General features: G+C 72.5%; 16 protein-coding genes. 9 read left to right on the top strand and 7 right to left on the bottom strand.

Annotated elements, in window-relative coordinates; all coding sequences use genetic code 11:
* The first annotated feature begins 106 nt into the window (after positions 1-106).
* Both Pme01_RS00855 and pspM read left to right on the top strand, forming a co-directional pair.
* Positions 107-967: a PspA/IM30 family protein gene (locus Pme01_RS00855; RefSeq protein ID WP_168113141.1), complete on the top strand. Its 861-nt coding sequence runs from the start codon at positions 107-109 to the stop codon at positions 965-967.
* Between the two features lie 42 nt (positions 968-1,009).
* On the top strand, positions 1,010-1,777 hold the full coding sequence (pspM, locus tag Pme01_RS00850; protein WP_168113439.1) for a phage shock envelope stress response protein PspM: 768 nt from the start codon (positions 1,010-1,012) through the stop codon (positions 1,775-1,777).
* Here the strand turns inward: pspM and Pme01_RS00845 are convergent, their stop codons facing one another.
* Entirely contained in the window at positions 1,778-2,593 is an 816-nt protein-coding gene (locus Pme01_RS00845; protein WP_168113441.1) for an Fpg/Nei family DNA glycosylase, read from the bottom strand.
* Positions 2,594-2,618: 25 nt separating this feature from the next.
* Here Pme01_RS00845 and Pme01_RS00840 point away from each other — a divergent pair, with 25 nt between their 5' ends.
* On the top strand, positions 2,619-3,086 hold the full coding sequence (locus tag Pme01_RS00840; RefSeq protein WP_203935368.1) for a GNAT family N-acetyltransferase: 468 nt from the start codon (positions 2,619-2,621) through the stop codon (positions 3,084-3,086).
* On the opposite strand, the gene Pme01_RS00835 is transcribed toward Pme01_RS00840, so the two are convergent.
* Complete coding sequence (locus tag Pme01_RS00835; protein ID WP_203935367.1) at positions 3,049-4,248, bottom strand: acyltransferase family protein; 1,200 nt, start codon at positions 4,246-4,248, stop codon at positions 3,049-3,051. The two genes, Pme01_RS00840 and Pme01_RS00835, sit on opposite strands and share 38 nt — an antisense overlap.
* A 215-nt stretch (positions 4,249-4,463) precedes the next feature.
* Between Pme01_RS00835 and cbiM the strand changes: the two genes are divergently transcribed.
* From cbiM to Pme01_RS00820, 3 genes are read left to right on the top strand one after another with little or no spacing between them, the layout of a single operon-like run.
* Positions 4,464-5,549 carry a cobalt transporter CbiM gene (cbiM, locus tag Pme01_RS00830; RefSeq protein ID WP_168113143.1) on the top strand — a complete coding sequence of 362 codons (1,086 nt, stop codon included), beginning with the start codon at positions 4,464-4,466 and terminating at the stop codon, positions 5,547-5,549.
* On the top strand, positions 5,546-6,511 hold the full coding sequence (gene cbiQ, locus Pme01_RS00825; RefSeq protein WP_203935366.1) for a cobalt ECF transporter T component CbiQ: 966 nt from the start codon (positions 5,546-5,548) through the stop codon (positions 6,509-6,511). The genes cbiM and cbiQ overlap by 4 nt, the downstream gene beginning before the upstream one ends.
* Positions 6,501-7,286 (top strand): energy-coupling factor ABC transporter ATP-binding protein, encoded by a 786-nt coding sequence (locus Pme01_RS00820; RefSeq protein WP_203935365.1) that lies wholly within the window; start codon positions 6,501-6,503, stop codon positions 7,284-7,286. Before cbiQ ends, Pme01_RS00820 begins: the two co-directional genes overlap by 11 nt.
* A 28-nt stretch (positions 7,287-7,314) precedes the next feature.
* On the opposite strand, the gene Pme01_RS00815 is transcribed toward Pme01_RS00820, so the two are convergent.
* Both Pme01_RS00815 and Pme01_RS00810 read right to left on the bottom strand, forming a co-directional pair.
* Positions 7,315-9,510, bottom strand: coding sequence for an amylo-alpha-1,6-glucosidase (locus tag Pme01_RS00815; RefSeq protein ID WP_239087945.1), 2,196 nt, complete (start codon positions 9,508-9,510; stop codon positions 7,315-7,317).
* 110 nt (positions 9,511-9,620) lie between these two features.
* Complete coding sequence (locus tag Pme01_RS00810) at positions 9,621-10,406, bottom strand: SAM hydrolase/SAM-dependent halogenase family protein (RefSeq protein WP_168113145.1); 786 nt, start codon at positions 10,404-10,406, stop codon at positions 9,621-9,623.
* 164 nt (positions 10,407-10,570) lie between these two features.
* Here Pme01_RS00810 and Pme01_RS00805 point away from each other — a divergent pair, with 164 nt between their 5' ends.
* The gene (locus Pme01_RS00805; protein WP_239087943.1) at positions 10,571-12,676 is read left to right on the top strand and encodes a transglycosylase domain-containing protein; all 2,106 of its coding nucleotides are present in this window, start codon (positions 10,571-10,573) and stop codon (positions 12,674-12,676) included.
* Between the two features lie 65 nt (positions 12,677-12,741).
* Here Pme01_RS00805 and Pme01_RS00800 read toward each other — a convergent pair whose 3' ends face one another.
* Together Pme01_RS00800 and Pme01_RS00795 are read right to left on the bottom strand one after the other, a co-directional pair.
* On the bottom strand, positions 12,742-13,653 hold the full coding sequence (locus Pme01_RS00800; protein ID WP_168113146.1) for an LLM class F420-dependent oxidoreductase: 912 nt from the start codon (positions 13,651-13,653) through the stop codon (positions 12,742-12,744).
* A 56-nt stretch (positions 13,654-13,709) separates the two neighbouring features.
* On the bottom strand, positions 13,710-18,251 hold the full coding sequence (locus tag Pme01_RS00795; RefSeq protein ID WP_168113147.1) for an ATP-dependent helicase: 4,542 nt from the start codon (positions 18,249-18,251) through the stop codon (positions 13,710-13,712).
* A gap of 524 nt (positions 18,252-18,775) precedes the next feature.
* On the opposite strand from Pme01_RS00795, the gene Pme01_RS00790 reads away from it, so the two are divergent.
* Positions 18,776-19,429: a DUF4240 domain-containing protein gene (locus tag Pme01_RS00790; protein ID WP_168113148.1), complete on the top strand. Its 654-nt coding sequence runs from the start codon at positions 18,776-18,778 to the stop codon at positions 19,427-19,429.
* A 10-nt stretch (positions 19,430-19,439) separates the two neighbouring features.
* On the opposite strand, the gene Pme01_RS00785 is transcribed toward Pme01_RS00790, so the two are convergent.
* A complete protein-coding gene (locus tag Pme01_RS00785) occupies positions 19,440-20,666 on the bottom strand; it encodes a bifunctional pyridoxamine 5'-phosphate oxidase family protein/GNAT family N-acetyltransferase (protein ID WP_168113149.1) in 1,227 nt (408 codons plus the stop codon).
* A gap of 37 nt (positions 20,667-20,703) precedes the next feature.
* On the opposite strand from Pme01_RS00785, the gene Pme01_RS00780 reads away from it, so the two are divergent.
* Positions 20,704-22,026: an aminotransferase class I/II-fold pyridoxal phosphate-dependent enzyme gene (locus Pme01_RS00780; RefSeq protein WP_168113150.1), complete on the top strand. Its 1,323-nt coding sequence runs from the start codon at positions 20,704-20,706 to the stop codon at positions 22,024-22,026.
* The last annotated feature ends 24 nt before the right edge of the window (positions 22,027-22,050 follow it).

Genomic DNA, 22,050 nt, shown 5'->3' with positions numbered 1-22,050 from the left:
GCCGGCGCCGCGTCAGGACGGTCGATCCGACCGCCCGGGTCACGGCGGTCGTGGCCGACCGCGATCCACCACGGCGAGACATAGCCGCAGAGAGGAACCTTGAGACATGGCGAATCCGTTCGCTAAGGGCTGGCGATACCTCATGGCGCTGTTCGGCGCCAAGATCGACGAGTACGCCGATCCGAAGGTGCAGATCCAGCAGGCGATCGAGGATGCGCAGCGCCAGCACCAGGCCCTCGTCCAGCAGGCCGCTGCCGTCATCGGCAACCAGCGCCAGCTGGAGATGAAGCTGTCCCGCCAGATGGCCGAGGTGGAGAAGCTGCAGGGCTCGGCCCGCCAGGCGCTGGTGCTGGCAGACAAGGCGCGCGCCGAGGGCAACGAGCAGGAGGCGACGCGCTACGAGAACACGGCGCAGACGTTCGCCACCCAGCTGGTCGCCGGCGAGCAGTCGATGGAGGACCTCAAGACCCTCCACGACCAGGCGCTGAACGCCGCCACCCAGGCGCGCCAGGCGGTCGAGAACAACTCGATGATCCTCCAGCAGAAGATCGCCGAGCGCACCCGGCTGCTCAGCCAGCTCGAGCAGGCCAAGATGCAGGAGACCGTCGCCCGCTCGCTGGAGTCGATGAGCTCGCTCGCCGCGCCCGGCAACACCCCCTCGCTCGAGGAGGTACGGGAGAAGATCGAGCGGCGCTACGCCAACGCGATGGGCCGCGCCGAGCTGGCCTCCAACTCCGTCGAGGGGCGCATGCTGGAGGTGCAGAAGTCGAGCCTGGACATGGCGGGCGCGTCCCGGCTGGATCAGATCCGCGCCAGCATGGCCGGCGAGCAGCTCGCCGGGCCCTCCCCCCAGCAGGCCGTCGGGCCGGGTGCGGCCAAGGACACCCCCGGTGTCGCCCGGCTGGACGAGATCCGGGCCAACATGGCCAAGGACAAGCCGACCGGCGACGCCGCCTCGACGGGCTGAGCGGGACGGCGGACGCGGGACGGCGCAAGACGAGGGAGGCAGCTGGTGGATCCGCGGACGAAGCACTTCAAGCGGCTGCACCGACTGCGCCGCTCCGCACGCGGCTGGACGGTCCGCGCCGGCCTCTTCACCGGCGCGGCCGCCGTACTCCTGCCGTACCACGGGCTCGGCCTGCCCGACGCGCTCTGGGCCGCCGCGGCCGGCGGCTCGATCGCCCTGGCCGGCCTGCGCTGGACCGAGGCCCGCGCGTTCGCCGCGCTGCCCGCCCCGCCCCCGCCGGACCCGGCGCTCGCGGCCGAGCGCAGCCGGCAGCGGCTGGAGTCGTTCGTGCGCCGGCTGCCAGCCGGCGACGGCGTCCTCGACGAGGTGCGCCGTCAGCGCGACCGGGTACGGCTGCGTGGCACCTCGGTCCTCTCCTCCTGGCACCGGCTGGACCGGGCGGCCGCGACGCTGTCCGCGCTGGCGGGCCGGCTGGGTGGCCCGGCCGAGCCGGCGGTCGCGGAGGCGGTGGCCGCCGAGCGCGCGCTGCGGGACCTGGCCGAGCGGACGGCCGGCGTCGAGCGGGCGGTACGGCTGACATCCGACGAGCCGCTCGCCCGCGCCCACGCCGAGCTGCTGAGCCAGCTCGACGACGGTGTCACCGCGTACGAGCAGCTCGTCGCCGCGGCGGCCGGCTACGTAGCCGAGGACGGCCGGTCGGCCGCCGGCAACGGCGCCGTCAACCGGCTGCGCGAGGCGACCGATCTGCTGCGGGGCGTCGCGGCCGGCCTGTCGGAGCTGCGGACGGCCGGACCGACGCTCTCTCCGTGATCATGGAGCGGGTGACGGAGGCGCAGGACCGGGCTGGCAGCTCGGGCACCAGTACGTGATCCGCTCGTAGTCGCCGGCGTTCGACCGGCGGATGGTCGTACCGCAGCGCCGGCACGGTGACCCGGCCCGCTCGAACACCCACTGCTTCTCGCCCCGCCGCAGCGAGCCGGTGGTCGCCTGGTCCCAGCGTCCGAGGTTCGCCGTCAGCAGCCGCCGCGCCAGCTCGACCAGGCCCTCCAGGTCGTACACGGAGGAGACCGGCGTCCAGGGGGACAGGCCGCGCAGGAACAGCGTCTCCGCCTTGTACAGGTTCCCGATGCCCGCCAGGACCCGCTGGTCGAGCAGCGCGTCCGCGATCGCGCGATCCGGCCGGGCCCGCAGGCGGCGTACCGCCTCGCCCGGATCCCAGTCGTCGCCCAGCAGGTCAGGGCCGAGGTGTCCGATCAGCCGGTGCTCCTCGGCGGTGGGTACCAGCGCCAGTTCGTGCAGGTGGAACCCGACGGCGACACCGGCGGGCGTGTGCAGGACGACCCGGATCGTGTGCGGTCGCCCGCCGCGCCACCGCTCCCCGGGCGCGTACACCCGCCAGGCGCCGTCCATCCTCAGGTGCGAGTGCAGGGTGTACCGCGCGTCGTCGGGCGTGGCGAGCCGCAGCAGCAGGTGCTTTCCCCGGCTGGCCGACTCCACCACGGTCCAGCCGCCGACGTCCGCGCCGGCCAGCCGGGGTACGCGGAAGTCGCCGCGCTGGATCAACTGCCCGGTCAGCGCGCGACCGAGGAGCTCGGCAGTGTTCCGGACGGTGTCACCCTCGGGCACAGCTGTCGACTCTACGATCGTCCTCATGGGCGTGACGATCCGCACCGCCGGTAGGCGGGACCTCGACGTCGTCGTGGAGCTGTCAGCCGCACTGTTCGCCGAGGACGCGGGGCAGCGGGACCCGTACACCGACCTGGACTGGCCGCGACGCGAGGGCCACGAGTACTTCGGCGGCCTGCTCACCGGGCCGACCACCCGCTGCTGGCTGGCGGAGGTCGACGGGGTGATCGCGGGCTGCCTGGTGGGCCGGATCAACCGGGAGTCCACGGTACGGCCGGTGCGCACCGCCGAGCTGGAGAGCATGTACGTGCGACCGGAGTACCGCGGTACCGGCGTGGGCGACGCGCTGGTCGCCCAGTTCTTCGAGTGGGCGCGGGGCCGGCGCGCGAAGCGGGCGTCGGTGACCGCGTACGCCAGCAACGATCGGGCGATCGCCTTCTACGAGCGCAACGGCTTCACGTCGAAGAGCGTTCAGCTGGAGCTGGGTCTGTAGGGCGCTCGACCGGCGCCCGCTGGCGGACGATCCGCGGGGCCGGCGCGGGCTCAGCCTGCGGCACCAGCGCCGGCGCCTGACCCGGCTCGCGGCGCAACGACGCCAGGACGACCGTGAGCCACCGCTTCAACCGCGGTGCCAGCGGCCGCTCGACGAACCGGTGCACCAGCCAGGACAGGACCAGCATCCCGGTCACCACGGCGAGCAGGAGCACCTCGTGCGGCAGGGCCTGCTGGAAGCGCTTGATCAGGGTCCAGCCGATGTACTCGTGCAGCAGGTACAGGGGGTAGGTCAGCGCGCCCGCGGTGGTCAGCCAGCCCCAGTTCGCCCAGGCGAATCCGCCGAACGCCACCCCGAGGATCAGCAGGTAGAAGGTGAGGAGAAGGCCGCCGACCACCCACGGGGACCCGTGCGCGCCGGTCGCCTCGGTCATGTCGGCCAGCTTGTTGCTCAGCCGCAGGTGCCCGAGTAGGTAGCAGCCCGCCAGGACGGCCCAGAGCAGCGCGGTGGGGCGGAAGCGGTACATCAGATAGATGGTCACGCCGCCGATGAAGAAGCTCAGGTTCTCCGGCTGGACCATCATCCGCACCACCGGGTTGTCCGTGCCCCTGGCCACGGCCGCGGCGACGGTACCCAGTACGCAGAAGAGCACGGTCCGTCGATACGTGAGGCCGCGCCAGACGACCAGTGAGAACAGCAGGTAGAACCGGATTTCGGCCCAGAGCGTCCAGTAGACCGAGTCGATGTGGCGTACGCCGAGGGGCTCCTGCAGCATCGTCAGGTTGACCAGGATCCGCCCGGGCTTCGGCACCTCGGTCACCAGGGGCAGAGCGGTGATCACGGCGGCCGTGATCAGGACACCGGCGATGTAGGCCGGGTACAGCCGGACCACCCGTGACACGACGAAGTCGCCCAGCGAGCGGCCCCAGCCGCTCATGCAGATGACGAAGCCGCTGATGATGAAGAAGAGCTGCACACCGGTCCAGCCGTACGACACGATCGGATGGGCGTTGGGGAACAGGTACGAGGTGTGCCCGCCCCAGGCTCGGGTGCCCTGTCCGATGTAGTGGTAGAAGACCACTGTCAGGGCCGCCACCAGTCGTAGGCCATCGAGCGGGGCGAGTCGCCTGGACCGCTTCGTGACGACGGTCGGATTCGTCACACCAGTCTCCGTCTGTCCGGTTATCGGGCGTCCGGCGAGGATAACGCGGCAGGCGCGGGGCGACTGCGGAGGAGAGTGCGGATCTCGACCGGCTTCGTTGTATGTCATTCCCCACGAGCCCCGCCGAGTCACGGTAAGTTCGCTCACTCGCTTATTGCAAAATCTTTGCAGCAAAGTAGGCTCTGCGATAACGCAGCCGGCGAGGGGAGTGCTCGATGCACATTCCAGATGGTTATCTGAGCCCGCAGACCTGCGCCGCCGCGTACGTCGTGGCGGTACCGGCCTGGGCGATCGCCACCAACCGCGTCACCCGGGTGGTCAAGACCCGTAACGTGCCGACGCTCGCCGTCCTCGCCGCCCTCAGCTTCCTCGTCATGATGTTCAACATCCCGATCCCGGACGGCACCACCGCGCACGCCGTCGGGGCGGTGATCATCGCGATAGCGTTGGGGCCGTGGGCGGCGGTCATCGCCGTATCCGTGGCCCTGCTGTTCCAGGCGCTGCTCTTCGGCGACGGTGGGGTGCTCGCCTTCGGCGCCAACGCGGTCAACCTGGCGATCCTGATGCCGTTCGTCGGGTACGGGGTCTACCGGCTCATCGCCGGCCGCGCCCCGCTGACCTCCAGGCGCCGGATCGCGGCGGCCGCGATCGGCGGCTACGTCGGCATCAACGCCGCAGCCCTGGCCACCGCGGTCGAGTTCGGCATCCAGCCCGAGCTGTTCCACACCGCGTCCGGCGCCCCGCTGTACTCGCCGTACGGACTGTCCCAGGCGATCCCGGCGATGCTGCTGCCGCACCTGACCATCGCCGGCGCCGCCGAGGCGATCCTCACCGGAGGCGTGCTCGCCTACCTGGCCCGTACCGACCCGGCCCGGCTGGCGGCGACCCACCGCGACGTCCCGGCGACCGCCGGCGAGCCGGCCCCGGCCGGCGGCCGGCGACTCACCCCGGCGCGGGTGTCGCTGGGCTTCGTCGCCGTGATGGTGCTGCTCACCCCGCTCGGCCTGCTCGCCCCGGGTGGGGCGTTCGGTGAGGGCGCCCCACACGAGCTCAACCTGGGCCAGCTCGGTCTGCACGCGGTACCGGCCGGCCTGGCGGAGTACAACGGATTCTGGAGCCACACCCTGCTCAGCGGCTACGGCTTCCACGACGGTCAGCACGCCAACCTCGCCTACATCCTCTCCGCCGTGATCGGCATCGCCGTGGTGGCCGCCGTGATCTTCGGGGTCGGGACGCTGGTCGAGCGGGTGGCCCGCCGGCGCCGCGGTACCGACCCCGTCGCGGAGCCGGAGACGGCGTGAGCACCGCCGTGCAGACGGGAGGCGGCGTGGGCGGCACCGTCCAGGCCTCGCGCACGCCCGACTGGCTGCTGCGTGGCGAGCCGGGCCTGTGCCGCTGCGGCCCGGCGGGGATCCGCCGGAAGGGCTCCTTCGTGGAGAAGACCCTGACCGGCGGCGCGGACCTGCTGCGCCAGGTGATGTTCAGCGAGGAGATCGCCGGCCGGCCGGGGCTGCTCCAGCGGCTCGATCCCCGGCTCAAGGCGGTCTCGCTGGTCGTCCTGCTGGTCGCGGTCGGCCTGGTACACCACGTCGGCACGCTGGTCGCCTGCTACGCCCTCACGCTGCTGCTCGCGACGGCGTCGAGGCTGCCGCTGGCGTTCTTCATCAAGCGGGTGTGGCTGTTCATACCGATCTTCAGTGGCATCGTCGTGCTGCCCGCGACGCTCTCGATCGTGACGCCGGGCGAGGTCGTACTGCCGCTGTGGCACTGGCACGGGGCGCCGCAGGGGTTCACCGCGCAGGGGCTGACCTCCGCCGCGCTCGTCATCAGCCGGGTCGCCACGTCGGTGTCGCTGGTCGTCCTGCTGACCCTGACCACGCCCTGGACCAGGCTGCTCGCGGCGCTGCGCGCGCTGGGCGTACCCCGGATCTTCATCCTGATCATCGGGATGGCCTACCGGTACGTGTTCCTGCTGCTCGGCGTCGTGACGGAGATGTACGAGGCCCGCAAGGCGCGTACCGTGCGCGCCCGCCGGAACGACCGGGCGGCGCGCGGCTTCGTGGCGGCCTCGGCCGGTGCGCTGTTCGGACGGGCCGGCCACCTCTCCGAGGAGGTCCATCTGGCGATGGTGGCGCGCGGGTACCGGGGCAGCCCCCGTACGCTGCACGCGTTCCGGCTGCGCGCGGCGGACGCCGTCGCGGCGGTCGTCGTGCTCGCCGCCGCGGTGACGATCTACGGAGGAGATGTCCTCGTTGGACGGTAGCGAACCGGGCGCTGACGACCTCGTCTTCTCCTGCCGCGACCTGCGGTACGCCTACCTCGGCCGGTTCCCGGCGCTGGACGGCGTCTCGCTGGACGTCCACAAGGGCGAGAAGGTGGCGCTGCTCGGCCCGAACGGCTGCGGCAAGTCGACCCTACTCAAGATCCTCGACGGGCTGATCTTCCCCGACGGCGGTACCTTCACCGCCTTCGGCCAGCCGGTCACCGAGGACAACCTCGAGGACGAGCAGTTCTCGGCCGGCTTCCGGTCCCGCGTCGGCTTCGTGTTCCAGAACTCCGACGCCCAGGTCTTCTCCCCGACGGTACGTGAGGAGATCGCCTTCGGTTGCCTGCAACTCGGCCTGCCGACCGGCGAGACGGCCGCCCGCGTCGACGACGTGCTCGCGATGCTCGGCATCGCCGACCTCGCCGAGCGGGCGCCGTTCCAGCTGTCGGGTGGGCAGAAGAAGCGGGTCGCCATCGCGTCGGTGCTGGTGATGAACCCGGAGGTGCTGCTGTTCGACGAGCCGACGGCGGCCCTCGACCCGCGTACCCAGGCCTGGCTCATCGAACTGATCGCCGACCTGAGCGCCGCCGGGAAGACGATCGTGCTGGCCACCCACGACCTGGACGCGCTGGACGTGATCGCCGACCGCTGTGTGGTGTTCGCGGAGGACCACACGGTCAGCCGGGTCGGCACGCCGCAGCAGGTCCTCACCGACCGTGAACTGCTGCTGCGGGCCAACCTGATCCACGAGCGGAGCCGGGTGGCGCTGTAGAGCGCCAACGGGCCGGCCGCACCGGATCTCAGCGTGCCAGCCGCACGTACCCCTTGCGCCCGATCGCCTCGATGTCCCACCGGGTACCGAACGCCTTGAGCCCCTTGAACGCGACGCGTCCGACCTCCTCGGGCAGGTCGGGAGACATGGTCAGCTCGCCCGCCCTGGGTTCCAGACAGAGCATCGACCGCAGGAACAGCAGCGGCGCACCGGTCGCCCAGGCCTGCGGGCTGCACGCGGTCGGGTACGGGATGGGGAAGTTGCCGTAGCCGCGGTTGTACCCGGAGAACGCCTCCGGCAGCCGGTGGTCCGAGAAGGTCGCCGCGTCGATCAGCGCCATCGACAGGCGGTTGGCGTCGTCGCGGTAGCCGTACCGGGTCATGCCCATCACGATGATGGAGTTGTCGTGCGGCCAGACCGTGCCGCGGTGGTACCCGATCGGGAAGTACGCCGGGTCCGACGAGGCCATGGTGCGGATGCCCCAGCCGGAGAAGAGCTGGTCGGACATGAGCTGCTGGACGAGGGTACCGGCGCGGTCGTCGGGCACGATGCCCGACCACAGCAGGTGCCCCATGTCCGAGGTCATGGAGTCGATGGGGCGCTTGTCGCCGTCGAGGCCGAGTGCGTAGTAGCCGCCGCGCCGGTCGATCCAGAAGTCCTCGTTGAAGCGGACGCGTAGCTGCTCGGCCTCGTCGCGCAGCGTCCGGGCGAGGGTCGGGTCGGCCAGCGGCCCGTCGGCGAGCTCGGCGACGCGCATCTTCGCGTCGTAGACGTAGCCCTGGATCTCGCAGGTGGCGATCGGGAGCGGCGGCATCTTGCCGTCGGAGTACAGCACCCCGTCCCAGGAGTCGCGCCAGCACTGGTTGCCCAGCCCCTGCGGCGAGCGGGTCTGGTACTCGACGTACCCGTCACCGTCGCGGTCACCGTACAGGTCGATCCAGTCCAGGGCGGCCGACACGTTGTCCCGCATCGATTCGACCAGCCGGTCGTCGCCGGTCCACCGCCAGTACTCCGACAGCAGGATCAGCCACAGCGGGGTGGCGTCGGCGGTGCCGTAGTACGGGTTGTGCGGCCTCAGGCCCAGCTGGGTCAGCTCGCCGGTGCGCACCTCGTGCAGGATCTTGCCCGGCTCCTCGTCCTTGAAGTCGTTGCACTCGGTGCCCTGGAACGCGGCCAGCTCAACCAGGGTGCCCCTGGCCAGGGACGGGCCGATGGTGAGGGTCTGGTACGCGGTGATGATGGTGTCCCGCCCGAACAGCGTCAGGAACCACGGCAGCCCCGCGGCGGGCAGGATCGCCTTCTCGTCGCCGGCCCGGGTCGGGATGCGCAGGGCGGCCAGGTCCTTCCTGGTCACGCCGTAGATCGACTCGATCGCGTGGGAGTCGCTCTCGAGGCGGGCCATCTGCTCCCGCCATTCGGTGACCGGGTCGCCCGACCGGCTGATGAAGGTGGTGAAGTCGTGGCGCGGCGGGGCGATCTCGCCGGTGTCGAAGTCCTGGGAGAACGGGATGTCCAGGTCGCACGACCACGACGCGCCCACCGGCAGCTCCACGTCCCACACCAGGTCGTCGCCCTCGATCCGGGTGGCCGACGGGTTCGCGAACACGTCCGTGCGCGCGATGAAGCTGTCGTTGCGGTACACCAGGGACAGCCGCGAGCCGTCCGCCGCGTGATCGTGCGCGATCTGGTCGGTGCGGTCCCGGACGTACTCCTTGATCTCGAACAGGTCGGCGAAGTCGCTGGCGATGGCCACCCGGACCTCCAGCCGGACCGGGTGGTCGGCGAAGCTGTGCATCTCGATCCGCTCGCGCATGCCGCCGCCCATGACGCGCTGCCGCCGCACGCCGATGGTGTTCGTGGGCAGGTCGGGCATGTCCGGGTTGGTCAGGAAGAACGCCGCGTGGTAGTGCTCGACGACCCCGGACCGCAGGTTGAGCAGGGCCTGGCCGTTGACGGTCAGCTGCCACTTGTCGAGCAGCCGGGTGTCGGCGCTGACCAGGCCGCCGATCGAGCCCGCCGGTACGTCGCCGACCGGATCGGAGTACATGAAGCTGCGGCCGTCCAGCACGGCGAGCGCGTCGTGGCCGAGCTCGGGTGGGATCTGGCGAAGCTCCTCGTCCAGGTAGCTGAAGTCGGGGCCGGCGCCGGGCATCGGGTCGGCCGGTGTGGCGCGACGTTCGCGTACGTCCTGAGCGGTTGCCTGAGCGGTTGCGTGAGCGGTCATGACGGTCCCTCCGGGTCTGGACCCCCGTGTTCTGGTCACCCGCGTGTCGAACCGTGCCAGACGGTCTCGGGAGGCGCCCTCACCCGGTACGGGTGGTCTCGACGCTCCGGTCAGGCCGTGGTGATGCGCACGATGTCACCCGGTGTCACACCGAGCGCGACCACCGCGCGGCCACCATTGATCGCGATCGCCACCCGGTCGGCGGAGTCGACGTACACCAGCAGCGCCCCCGGCGCGGCCTCGCCGAACGTGCCGGCCCGCCGGGCCACCATGCCGCCGACGCGCAGCGGGTCACCGAGGCGTTCGAGCGCCTCGCCGGGCGCCGCCAGTTGCACGTTGCCGAAGCGGTCGACCATCGCCACCTCGGCCTCCAACCAGCCGTCGCCGACCGCGACGACCGGCTCCGGCAGGCGTGCCAGGGTGGCGGGGTCGACCTCGCTGCCCGCCCCGGCCGGGTCGGCGCCGGCAGCCAGGCGCGCGGCGACCGGCGCGAAGATGTCGCGGCCGTGGAAGGTGGGGGAGACGACGTCGGCGAACCACCCCGGGTTGTCCAGGACCATCACCCGCCGGACGCCGCCGAGCGCGTCCGCGGCCGGCGGCAGCAGGCCGTTGTCCGGGCCGACGAGCAGCCCGTGCGCCGCCTCGACGGCGACGCCCCGGCGCGCGGTGCCCACCCCGGGGTCCACCACGGCGACGTGGACGGCGGCCGGCAGGTGCGGCACGGTCTGGGCGAGCACGGCGGCACCCCGGGCCACGTCGGCGGGCGGGATCTGATGGGTCACGTCGATGACCCGTACCGCCGGGGTGATCCGGGCGATCACACCGTGGCAGGCCGCCACGAACCCGTCCGACAGCCCGTAGTCGGTGGTGAAGCTGATCCAGTCGTACCCCGGCATGGATCTGAGACTATCCGCTGGGCAGGTCGGGCCGGTGCCTTCTCCAACCGGTCCGGTGCCGCCGGAAGAACCCAACCTGGGAACACCCTCCGAATCCTCTGGGAGGTGCCCGACAGTCTTGGTCCCCAAGGCGAGTGGACCTCGGATGGCGGTAGCGGCGGCTCGTGTTCGGGTACTGGATCTTCAAGGTCAGCACCGCGCTGTTCCAGGCGCTGGTGTTCGGACTGTTGCTGGCCTGCGCGGCCCTGCCCGCCGCCCTGGGCGCCGGGCTGATGCTGCAGGCGTCGATGAGCTCGTACGACAAGTTGCCGCAGAACCTGCGCACCCCGCCGCCGGCGCAGACGTCGTACCTGTACGCCAATGACGGCAAGACGCTGATCACCGCGTTCTACGAGGAGTACCGCACCGAGGTGAAGTTGCAGGACATCGCACCGGTCATGCAGCAGGCGATCATCGCGGCCGAGGACAGCCGCTTCTACCACCACGGTGGCGTCGACGTGAAGGGTGTCGTGCGGGCCCTGGTCGCCAACCGGGACAGCGGCCGGGTCACCCAGGGCGCGTCCACCTTGACCATGCAGTACGTGCGCAACGTGCTGAAGACCGATGTGACCCTGACCGACGAGCAGCGGCGGCTGGCCACCGTGGAGAGCCCGGACCGCAAGGTGCAGGAGATCCGGTATGCCCTCCAACTGGAGCGCAAACTGTCCAAGAAGGAGATTCTCAACCGGTACCTGAACATCGCGTACTTCGGCTCCGGCGCCTACGGCATCGAGACGGCCAGCCGGATGTACTTCTCCAAGTCCGCGGCGCAACTCACGCTGCCCGAGGCGGCGATGCTCGCGGGGCTCGTGCAGTCACCGGAGGTCGACAACCCGATCAACGGCAACCGGAAGGCCGCGCTGGAGCGCCGCGCGTACGTCCTGGACTCGATGGCGAGGAACAAGCTCATCAGCGACGAGGAGGCCCACCGGGCGAAGTCGCAGCCGCTGGAGGTCCGGCAGAGTACGCCGCCGCCCAACAAGTGCGTCAGCGTCGCGCCGGAGCACGGCGACTGGGGCTTCTTCTGCGACTACTTCCACCAGTGGTGGAACTCCCAGCAGGCGTTCGGCGCGACCAGGGCGCTGCGCGATCGCAACCTCAAGCGGGGCGGGTACCGGATCGTCTCATCGTTGGACCCCAAGATCCAGGCCACCGCCTTGCGGGAGTCGCTGGCGGTGTATCCGTACGGCAACGCCCGCGCGCTACCGCTGGCCATGGTCCAGCCCGGCACCGGTCGGGTGCTGGCGATGGCGATCAACCGGTACTACAGCCTCGCCCAGAACCCGAACAACGCCCCCTACCCGAACACGGTCAACCAGCTCGTGGCGGGCGACGACAACCTGGCCGGCTACCAGGCCGGGTCGACGTTCAAGATGTTCACGATGCTCACGGCGCTCGACGGCGGGAGACCGTTGTCCACCCTGTTCAATGCGCCCAGCCCGCTGGTGACCCACTGGCCCGGTGGCGGTGGCGCCGTCTGCGGCGGCCGCTACTGCCCGCCCAACGCGAACCCGGCGTGGATGAACGGGCCGCGCATGATGTGGGACGGGTTCGGGCGTTCGGTCAACACGTACTGGGTGTGGCTGGAGGAGCAGGTCGGGGCGGACAAGGTGGTCGCGATGGCCAAGAAGTTGGGCATCCAGTTCCGCTCCTCGCTCGACGCGGACCTGGCCGGTCCGCGGGTGTCCGAGTGGGGTGCGTTCACGCTCGGCGTGTCCCAGACCACCCCGCTGGACGTGGCCAACGCGTACGCGACGGTGGCCGCCGAGGGCATGTACTGCCCGCCGCTGCCCGTCCTGTCGATCACCGACCGAGACGGCCGGGCACTGCCCCAGGGTTCGCCGTCGTGCCAGCGCGTGGTCAGTGAGGACGTCGCCCGGGCGGCCACGGACGCGGCCCGGTGCCCGGTGGGCCAGCAGTCGTTCTACGGCAAGTGCAACGGCGGTACCGATGACGCCATCGGCAGCCTCCTCGGCCGGCCCGTCGCGGGTAAGACCGGTACCTCCGACGGCGAGAGCACCGAGAGTTTCGCCGCCTTCACCCCGCAGATCGCCGGCGCCGCCACCGCCGTCAACCCGGACAACCCGATGGACGCTGTGGGCGGCGGCGTGTCCACCGCGGTCGACCGGGCGGTCGCGAACACGATGGTGGACGCGCTGAAGGGCCAGCCGGTCAGAAACTTCCAGCCCCCGAGCGCGGCCATCGCCGGTCTCACCGCGCCGCCGGGCTGACCTCGTGATCGGTGGACGCGTGGCGGTGCCGTGAGGGCCGCCACGCGTTCCGTCCGCCGAAGAGTTCAGGCCAGTTGCGGGCCGATCTCCGAGGCGATCACGTCGAGGTGGTCGAGGTCGTGCATGTCGAGGACCTGCAGGAAGATCCGGACGGCGCCGACCTCGGCGAACCGCCCGATCTGGTCGACCACCTGGTCGGGCGTGCCGTGCAGCGGCGGGGTCCGTCCGATGGCCTCGGCCCGCTTGCGCGCCTCCGCGTCGGTACGGCCGACTGCGATGGTCTGGGCGGCGGAGAAGATCGGTAGCTGGTCGCGCCCCTCCTGCTCGCACGCCTGGGCGACCCGCTCGTACATCTGCGCGGTCTTCTCCACCGAGGCGAACGGCACGTTGAACTCGTGGGCGTACCGGGCCGCGAGCGCCGGGGTCCGCTTGGCGCCCAGACCCCCGATGATCACCGGCGGCCCCGGGTCCTGCACCGGCTTCGGTAGCGCCGGCGAGTCCTCGATCTGGTAGTACTCGCCCTGGAAGTCGAAGCGTTCGCCCACCGGCGTGGTCCACAGCCCGGTGATGATGGCGAGCTGCTCCTCCAACCGGTCGAAGCGCTCGGTGACCGGCGGGAACGGGATGCCGTACGCCTTGTGCTCGGGCTCGTACCAGCCGGCGCCCAGGCCCAGCTCGACCCGGCCGCCGCTCATCTGGTCGACCTGCGCGACGCTGATGGCCAGCGGCCCGGGGTACCGGAACGTGGCCGACGTGACCAGCGTGCCCAGCTTGATCCGTGAGGTCTGTACCGCCAGCGCGCCGAGCGTCACCCAGGAGTCTGTCGGGCCGGGCAGCCCGTCGCCCTCGCCCATCACCAGGTAGTGGTCGGAGCGGAAGAAGGCATCGAACTCCAGCTCCTCGGTGTGGCGGGCGATCCGGAGCTGATCGTCGTATGAGGCCCCCTGCTGGGGCTCGGTGAAGATAACCAGTCGCATTGCTCCACCCTATGAGGCGGAGGGGAGGTCTGGCTCCGCTGACGTGGGCAGGGGGCCTAGCGGCGCAGGCGCAGGCCGCGCGGGGTGGCCCGGAAGCCGGCCGCGGCCAGGGCGTCGGCCAGCGGGGAGGAGTGGATCGCCTCGCCGTCGGCCCGCTCCACCGACATCGCGCCGAGCGCCCCGGCGTGGACCGCCTCGGCCAGTGCCTTCGCCGCCGCGGCCAGTGAGTCCGGACTGTCCACGAAGGACAGCAGGGTACGCCCGCCGCGCTCCACGTAGAGCGCGAGGTCGCCGTCGACGAGGACGGCCAGCGCGCCGGCCTTGCGCCCGGGCCGATGGCCGGTGCTCTCGCCGTCGCCGGCGTCCACCACCCGCTCCGGCCACGGCAGCGCGGCCCCGTACGGGTTGGCCGGGTCGGTCGCGGCCAGGACGAGCGCGGCTGTGTCGCCACCGTCTCCAGTGGACCGCAGCCGGTCGACCGCGCCGGGCAGTGCGAACTGCGCGGCCCCGAGCCCCTCCACGAAGTACCCGCGCCGCGCCGCGCCGCGCTCCTCCAGGGCGGCGAGCACCGGGTAGACGCCGGCGAACCCGCCGGGCACCCCTTCGGCGCCGACCACGCCGCGGGTCACCACGCCGTGCCGTTCCAGCAGCGCGTCGGCGGTCGCGGCGGCGCGCCGGGTGGGGTCGGCGTCCCGCTCGGGCAGCCGGTACCACCGGCCGGCGGCGGTCGGCGGCCCGGAGCGCAGTACGGCGAGCGAGGACAGCGACGGCCGGCCGGGCCGCCGGTACCGCGAGCGGGGCGCGGTTGGGCGGGACCGGTGGGCCCCGCCGCTGCTCAATCGGGCCCGCAGCGGCGCGAGGGTGTCGTTGCCGAGCTGCCCGGCCCAGACCAGGTCCCACACGGCGGCGAGCAGGTCCTCGTCCGACCCGCCGACGCGTTCCGCCAGCGACCGGAAGAACAGCGCCTGACCGTCACTCAGCGCGTCGAGCACCGCCTGGTGCAGCGGCGACGTGGCGGCGTCCGGGTCGGGCGGGGCGAGCAGCAGCGGCGCGGTGTCGGCGAACGCCAAGCTGACCCAGCCGTCGCCGCCCGGGATCGACCCGGCGCCCGCCCACACGACCTCGCCGGCCGCGCACAGCTCGTCGAGGTACGCGGGGGAGTAGTCGCGCACCCGCGCCGGCAGCACCAGCCGCTCCAGCGCCGACGCCGGCACCGCGACGCCCTGCAACTGCTCGATCGCGGCGGCGACCGCGTCGACGCCCCGCCCGTTGCCGCCGATCTGCTGCCAGCTCGGCAGGAACCGGGCCAGCGCCCGTGGTGGCACCGGCTCGATCTCGCGGCGCAGCGCCGCCAGCGAGCGCCGGCGCAGCAGGCGCAGCACCTCGGCGTCGCACCATTCCGAGCCGGCCCCGGCCGGCGAGAACTCGCCGGAGACCACGCGCCCGGCGGCCGCCAGGCGTTTGAGTGCCTGCTCCACCACGAACACGCCGAGCCCGTACCGCGACGCGCACGCCGCCGCGGTGAACGGGCCGTGGGTGTGCGCGTACCGCGCGACGAGGTCACCCAGCGGGTCGGCCACCGGTTCGAGGTAGGCCAGCGGCAGCCCGACCGGCAGGGCGACGCCGAGCGCGTCGCGTACCCGTCCGGCGTCCTCGACGGCCAGCCAGCGCTCCTCGCCGGCGATCCGTACCCGGATCGCGCGCCGCGCCGTCTCCAGTTCGGTGAGCCACTCGGCGTGCGCGCCCCGCTGATGCGCCTCCGCGGTCGACAGGTCGCCCAGCAGGCGCAGTAGCTCCGCGGTGTCCTCGGCGTCGCGAGGCACCCGCTCGCCGGACAGCCACTGCAGCCGGCGGGTGGTCTCGACGACGACCTCGGGGTCGAGCAGGTCGCGCAGCTCGACCCGGCCCAGCAACTCGCCGAGCAGGGTGGTGTCCAAGGCGAGGGCGGCCGCCCGGCGCTCGGCCAGGGGGGCGTCGCCCTCGTACAGGAACGCCCCGACGTACCCGAACAGCAGCGACCGCGCGAACGGCGACGGACGCGGCGTCTCCACCTCGACCATGCGGACCTTGCGGGAGCCGACCTGGCTCATCACCTCGACCAGACCCGGCACGTCGAAGACGTCCTGCAGGCACTCCCGCGCCGCTTCGAGGGTGATCGGGAAGTCCGCGTACTCGCGGGCGACGTCGAGCAGCTGCGCGGAGCGCTGCCGCTGCTGCCACAGCGGCTGGCGGCGGCGCGGGTCGCGGCGGGGCAGTAGCAGCGCGCGGGCGGCGCACTCACGGAACCGGGCCGCGAACATCGCCGACGTGCCGACCGTCTCCTCGACGATCTGCGCGATCTCCTCGGGGTCGAAGGCCACCAGGTCGGCGCCGGGGGGTTCGTCGACGATGTCCGGCAGCCGCACCACGATGCCGTCGTCGCTGGGCAGCACCTGCCCGTCGACGCCGTACCGCTCGACCAGCCGCCGGCCGATGGCCAGCGCCCACGGCGCGTTGACCCGAGCCCCCAGCACGCAGTGGACGGCCAGCCGCCAGTCGCCCAGCTCGTCGCGGAACCGCTCCACGATCACGGTGCGGTCGTCGGGCAGGTGTCGGGTCGCCTCCCGCTGCTCGGCCAGGTAGGCCAGCAGGTTGCCGGCGGCCCACTCGTCGAGCCCGCCCTCGGCCAGCCGCGTCCGGGCGCCGTCGTCACCCAATCGGGTGAACTCCCGAAGTCGGGCGCCGATCGCCCGGCCCAGCTCGATCGGCCGGCCCGGCGAGTCTCCCTTCCAGAACGGCATCCGGGCAGCGGCTCCGGGCGCGGGCGAGACCAGCACCCGGTCGGGCGTGATGTCCTCGATCCGCCAGGAGGTCGAGCCGAGCAGGAAGACGTCGCCGACGCGCGACTCGTACACCATCTCCTCGTCGAGCTCGCCGACGCGCTTGCCGGACTCCGCCCCGGCCAGGAACACCCCGAACAGTCCCCGGTCGGGGATGGTGCCGCCGCTGGTCACCGCGAGCCGCTGCGCCCCGGGGCGGCCGGTGAGCAGGTCGGTGGTGCGGTCCCAGACCAGGCGGGGGCGCAGCTCGGCGAAGGCGGTGGACGGGTACCGCCCGGAGAGCATGTCGAGCACACCGGTGTAGGCCGACTCGGGCAGGTCCGCGAAGGGCGCGGCGCGGCGCACCACCGCGGCCAGCTCGCCGACCGACCACGGATCCATCGCGACCATCGCGACGACCTGCTGGGCGAGCACGTCGAGCGGATTGCGCGGGTACCGCAGCTCCTCGATGGCGCCCTCGGTCATCCGCTCCCCGACCACGGCGCAGGAGACCAGGTCGCCGCGGTGCTTGGGGAAGACCACGCCCCGGGACACCGCGCCCACCTGGTGCCCGGCCCGGCCGATGCGCTGCAGGCCGGCGGCGACGCTGGGTGGCGACTCGATCTGCACCACCAGATCCACCGCGCCCATGTCGATGCCCAGCTCGAGGCTGGAGGTGGCCACGACGGCGGGCAACTGGCCGGACTTGAGTGCCTCCTCGATCTGGCGGCGCTCCTCCCGGGAGACGCTGCCGTGGTGGGCCCGGGCGATGACCGGCGGCGCGCCGGTGGCGAGGCCGGACTGGGCCATGACCTCCGCCGGCATCCGGCCCACCGGCAGCGGAGCCGGCGGCTGCGTCACCGCGGCGCCAGGTGGCGCTGAACCGGCGTGCTGGGCGGCCAGTTCGTTGAGGCGGGCACAGAGCCGCTCCGCGCCCCGGCGCGAGTTGGTGAACACGATCGTGGAGCGGTGCGCCCGGATCAGGTCGAAGACGCGCTCCTCCACCGCCGGCCAGATCGACGCCCGTCGGGGGCCGTCGGGGTCGGCGTCGTCGACCACCTCGTCGAGGCGGGTCATGTCCTCGACCGGGACCTGGACGCTCACCTCGATCGCCTTCGCGGTCCGGGGCTGGACGATCTCCACCGGGGCGGAGCCGCCGAGGAAACGGGCGGTCTCGGAGATCGGGCGGACCGTGGCGGACAGCCCGATCCGCTGCGCCGGCCGCTCCAGCAGCGCGTCGAGCCGCTCCAGCGAGAGCGCCAGGTGTGCGCCGCGCTTGGTCGAGCACACGGCGTGCACCTCGTCGATGATCACCGTCTCGACCCCGCGCAGCGCGTCCCGAGCGGCCGAGGTGAGCAGCAGGAACAGCGACTCGGGGGTGGTGATCAGGATGTCCGGGGGCCGCCTGCTGAAGGCGCGCCGCTCGTCGGCGGGGGTGTCGCCGGTACGCATGCCGACCGTGAGGTCGGGCGGGTCGAGCCCCAGCCGCGACGCGGCCTGGCGGATGCCGGCCAGCGGAGTCCGCAGGTTGCGCTCGACGTCGACCGCGAGCGCCTTGAGCGGGCTGACGTAGAGCACCCGGCAGCGGCGGCTCGGATCGGCCTGCGGGGCGGCGGCCAACCGGTCGAGCGACCACAGGAACGCGGCCAGGGTCTTGCCGGAGCCGGTGGGCGCGACGACCAGGGCGTGCCGGCCGGCCGAGATCGCCTCCCACGCGCCGGCCTGGGCGGGCGTCGGCGCGGCGAAGGCGGTTTCGAACCAGGCCCGGGTGGCTGTCCCGAACCTCTCCAGCACGGTCATGGACACAATCGTGCCTCGCGGGTACGACAGCAACGCGGTACCGGCGCGGGTACTCCCGGATTTCCGGCGGTCGAGGTGGCGCCGTCCGACCGCGGGACGGCAGCCGGCTCGGCGAGCACTGAAACAGGTGCGGGCGTACCCGTGCCGGCAGGGCTTCGAGGCCGAGTCGGCATGGGTACGCCCGGCTATTCACCAGTGGCGCATTCGCCCAGCGGCGTGGAGCGGGTCAGCGCGCCGCCGGGGACTCAAACGTGATCGTGGAGGGTTATCGCACTGACACGTCGCTACCAGATCGCCTCTGCGCTCAGATTCGAGCAGAGGGTGCATTTGATGGTACTGGGGACATCCTCGTACGTTCCCGGCGTGGCGCGTGCGTTGGCTCACGTCCGGCCGGCCCAGGTGCCGGGCGAGCCGCGTACCGCACCGTACAGACCGGACCGGACCGCGCCGGACCGCGGCCGACCGTGGCGAAGTTATCAATAAACAATCATTGAGCAGGCCGCCGTATACTCCGTCCGGCCCGTATGCCAAGGTTCCCTGCCATGGAGATGGACTCGTTCTGGGACCTCATCGAGCGGTCGTGGCGGCACACCGCCGATCCGGAGGAACGGGTGGAGTGGCTCACCGGACAGCTCACGCGGCTGCCATCGGACGAGATCGTGGCGTTCCAGGTGTGGCTCGAGCGGCTGCACCAGTGGGCCGACAGTTGGCGGATGTGGGGCGCCGCGTACCAGATCTGTGACGGTATGTGCTCCGAGGACGGCTTCTGGGGTTTTCAGTCCTGGTTGATCGGTCTCGGCCGGGACGCGTTCGAGCGGGTGGTCGCGCACCCCGACGCGCTGGCCGACGTGCCGCAGGTGCGTCGCCTCGCCGGGCGTGGCGCCGACGGCTGGGCCGAGCACGAGTGGCCGGAGTGGGAGTCGCTCGACTACGTCGCCAGGAGGGCGTACGCCCAGGTGACCGGCGAGGAGGACGGCTTCGAGGAGGCGCTCGAGGCCCGCGGCCACGACAGTTCGCTCTCCCCGGAGCCGGCCGGCGAGCGGTGGGACTTCGAGGACACCGCCGAGGTGGCGCGGCGTTTCCCCCGGCTTGCCCGGATGTTCCCGCTCAGTCCCCGGGTCGACGACCGGGACGAGACCGACGGCGGCTGCTACCGGCAGTTGGCCAGCGAGCGGTAGGCCCGGTACCTCAGGTCAGCCGACTGGCCAGCCGCTCCCGCGCCGCCGGCCAGTCGTCGGCGGTCATCGCGTACAGGGCCGTGTCGCGCCACGAGCCGTCCGGGCGCTGCCGGTGCCGGCGCAGGATGCCCTCCCGGGACGCGCCGAGCCGTTCGATCGCCCGCTGCGACCGCTCGTTGCGGATGTCGGTGTGCCACTCGACACGCTCCGCCCCGAGGGTGTCGAAGGCCCGGCTCAGCAGCAGCAGCTTGGACTCGGTGTTGACGCCGCTGCGCCACCACGGCCGGCCGATGAAGGTGTGTCCGATCGCCACCGACCGGTTGACCAGGTCGAAGGCGTAGAACGAGGTCGTACCGATGACCTCGCCGGTCGTCGAGTCCCGCTGGACCCACGGCACCCGGGTGCCGGCGTGCCACGCCTCCAGCGCGCCGCCGACGATCGCGGCCATGCCGTCGCGGTCGGCGGGGCGGCGGTGGGACAGCCAGCTCCACAGCTCGTCGTCGGCGGTGGCGGCGAACAGGCCGTCCACATGGGACAGATCGAGCGGTTCGAGCGTGACGTGGCGGCCCGGCATGGTGGCCGGCTCCAGCCACGGCGAGCGGACGGGTCGCAGGTACGGCGGCAGCGGTGCGGTCACGCCGGCGTCCGGTTGCGGCACGCCGGGGGTCAGTCGCAGCGGTAGGACCCCCGCCCAGTACGGCAGGGTGTAGTCCTCCGGCTCGTCGATCACGCCGCCGGTGCGTACCTTCGCCGACACCTCGCGCAGCGGCAGTGCCAGCAGCGCCGTCTGTGCCAGTTCCTTCTCGGTGGGCGGCCGGCTGTCGGCGGCCCGGCCGGCGCCGACCTTGTCGACGAGGGCGGTGAGGACCCGCAGCTTGTCGGCCTCGTCGGTGACCGGCCGCGCGGCGCCGTGCGCCACCACCGACCGGTAGTTCGCGGAATGCTCGAACTGCGAGCGGGCGTACACCAGCCCGTCGAGCAGGGTCACCGTGACGCAGACCGGCAGGCCCTCGGGGCCCCGGGCGGCCAGCAGCGGGCGGCTGCCGGTCGAGCCGTGCACATAGAGCGTGTCACCGATCCGTACGTGCAGCGTGGGCAGCACGCGGGGCTCGCCGTCGACGACGAAGCCGAGGTGGCAGACGTGCGCCTCGTCGAGGATCGGATGTACGACGTCGGCGTCGTAGGCGATGCGGTCACGGGCGCGCAGGGCGGTCGTCCGAGGGGTCTTCAGGTACATTGCGTACATCCCTATGTACTAGTACAATCTTGTAGCTGTGCCAGTACAGTATCAGGTCACCGGTCGCACGGCCGTCGAGATCTCGGCCAGTGTCGAGTCGGGCGTACGGAGCGGAGCGCTGGCCGCCGGCGCCGCGCTGCCACCCGTGCGCGGCCTCGCCACGACCCTCGGCGTGAGCCCGGCCACCGTCGCCGCGGCGTACCGGATGCTGCGCGACCGGGGCGTGGTGGAGACCGCCGGCCGGGCCGGCACCAGGGTCCGCCCGCGGCCGGCGCTGCTGCTGCCGCGCCAGGCGCGCCGGCTGCCCGTACCGTCCGGCGCGCTCGATCTGTCCACCGGTGACCCCGACCGCCGCCTGCTGCCGTCGTTGCGCGCCGCCCTGGGCCGGCTCGACGGCGACCCGGTCGGGTACGCGGGCTCCGGCCCGCTCCCGGAGCTGCTGGAGGCGGCCCGGGAGCGGCTCGCGCCGGTCAAGGCCCCCGCGCTGACCCTCACCGGCGGAGCGCTCGACGCCATCGAACGGGTCCTCGCCGCTCACCTGCGGCCGGGGGACCGGGTCGCGGTCGAGGACCCGGGCTGGGCCAACCTGCTCGACCTGGTCGCCGCGCTCGGGCTGATGGCGGTACCGGTACCGGTGGACGACGACGGCCCGGCCGAGGCGGGGCTCGCCGCGGCGCTGGCCGGCGGCGTCCGCGCCGCCGTCGTCACCGCCCGGGCGCAGAACCCGACGGGCGCGGCGATCGGCCGGACCCGCGCCGCCGCGCTCCGCGCGCTGCTGCGGCGGCATCGGGACGTCCTGGTGGTGGAGGACGACCACGCCGCCGAGCTGTCCCCGGTACCGCTGAACCCGCTCGCCGGGGCGACCGACTCGTGGGCCTTCGTCCGCTCGGTGTCCAAACCGTACGGACCGGACCTGCGGCTCGCCGTCGTGGCCGGTGACGAGGCGACCATCGCGCGGGTGGAGGGGCGGATGCGGGTCGGGGCCGGCTGGGTGTCGACCCTGCTCCAGCGCCTGGTGCTCGACCTGTGGCGGGATCCGTCGGTACCGGCGCTGGTGCACGACGCGGCCGCCAGCTACACGGCCAGGCGCGAGGCGCTGCTCGCCGCGCTGCACGCCCGTGGCCTCGACGGGGTCGGCCGGACCGGCATCAACGTCTGGGTACCGGTGGCCGACGAGACCGGCGCGGTGGCCCGGCTGCGCGACGAGGGGTACGTGGTGGCGCCCGGCTCGCTGTTCCGCATCGACGCGCCGTCGGGGCTGCGGATCACCGTCAGCCCGCTCGACCCGGAGGGGATCGAGCCGCTCGCGGACGCGGTCGTACGGGCGGTACGCCCAGCGCCGGGTACCCGATCGGCATAGCCGTCGCGGCCCGTGGGTACAGCG

This window comes from Planosporangium mesophilum (assembly GCF_016863255.1).
In the GTDB taxonomy this organism is placed as follows: domain Bacteria; phylum Actinomycetota; class Actinomycetes; order Mycobacteriales; family Micromonosporaceae; genus Planosporangium; species Planosporangium mesophilum.
The sequence above is the reverse complement of the archived record's forward strand: the minus strand, read 5'-3'. Positions and strand labels throughout refer to the sequence as shown.

Excerpts from the sequence above, each read along its gene's own strand:
- Pme01_RS00855 (WP_168113141.1), top strand. The coding sequence starts at position 107 with ATGGCGAATCCGTTCGCTAAGGGCTGGCGATACCTCATGGCGCTGTTC.
- Pme01_RS00840 (WP_203935368.1), top strand. The coding sequence starts at position 2,619 with ATGGGCGTGACGATCCGCACCGCCGGTAGGCGGGACCTCGACGTCGTC.
- cbiM (WP_168113143.1), top strand. The coding sequence starts at position 4,464 with ATGCACATTCCAGATGGTTATCTGAGCCCGCAGACCTGCGCCGCCGCG.
- Pme01_RS00815 (WP_239087945.1), bottom strand. The coding sequence starts at position 9,510 with ATGACCGCTCACGCAACCGCTCAGGCAACCGCTCAGGACGTACGCGAA.
- Pme01_RS00810 (WP_168113145.1), bottom strand. The coding sequence starts at position 10,406 with ATGCCGGGGTACGACTGGATCAGCTTCACCACCGACTACGGGCTGTCG.
- Pme01_RS00800 (WP_168113146.1), bottom strand. The coding sequence starts at position 13,653 with ATGCGACTGGTTATCTTCACCGAGCCCCAGCAGGGGGCCTCATACGAC.
- Pme01_RS00795 (WP_168113147.1), bottom strand. The coding sequence starts at position 18,251 with ATGACCGTGCTGGAGAGGTTCGGGACAGCCACCCGGGCCTGGTTCGAA.
- Pme01_RS00790 (WP_168113148.1), top strand. The coding sequence starts at position 18,776 with ATGCCAAGGTTCCCTGCCATGGAGATGGACTCGTTCTGGGACCTCATC.
- Pme01_RS00785 (WP_168113149.1), bottom strand. The coding sequence starts at position 20,666 with ATGTACCTGAAGACCCCTCGGACGACCGCCCTGCGCGCCCGTGACCGC.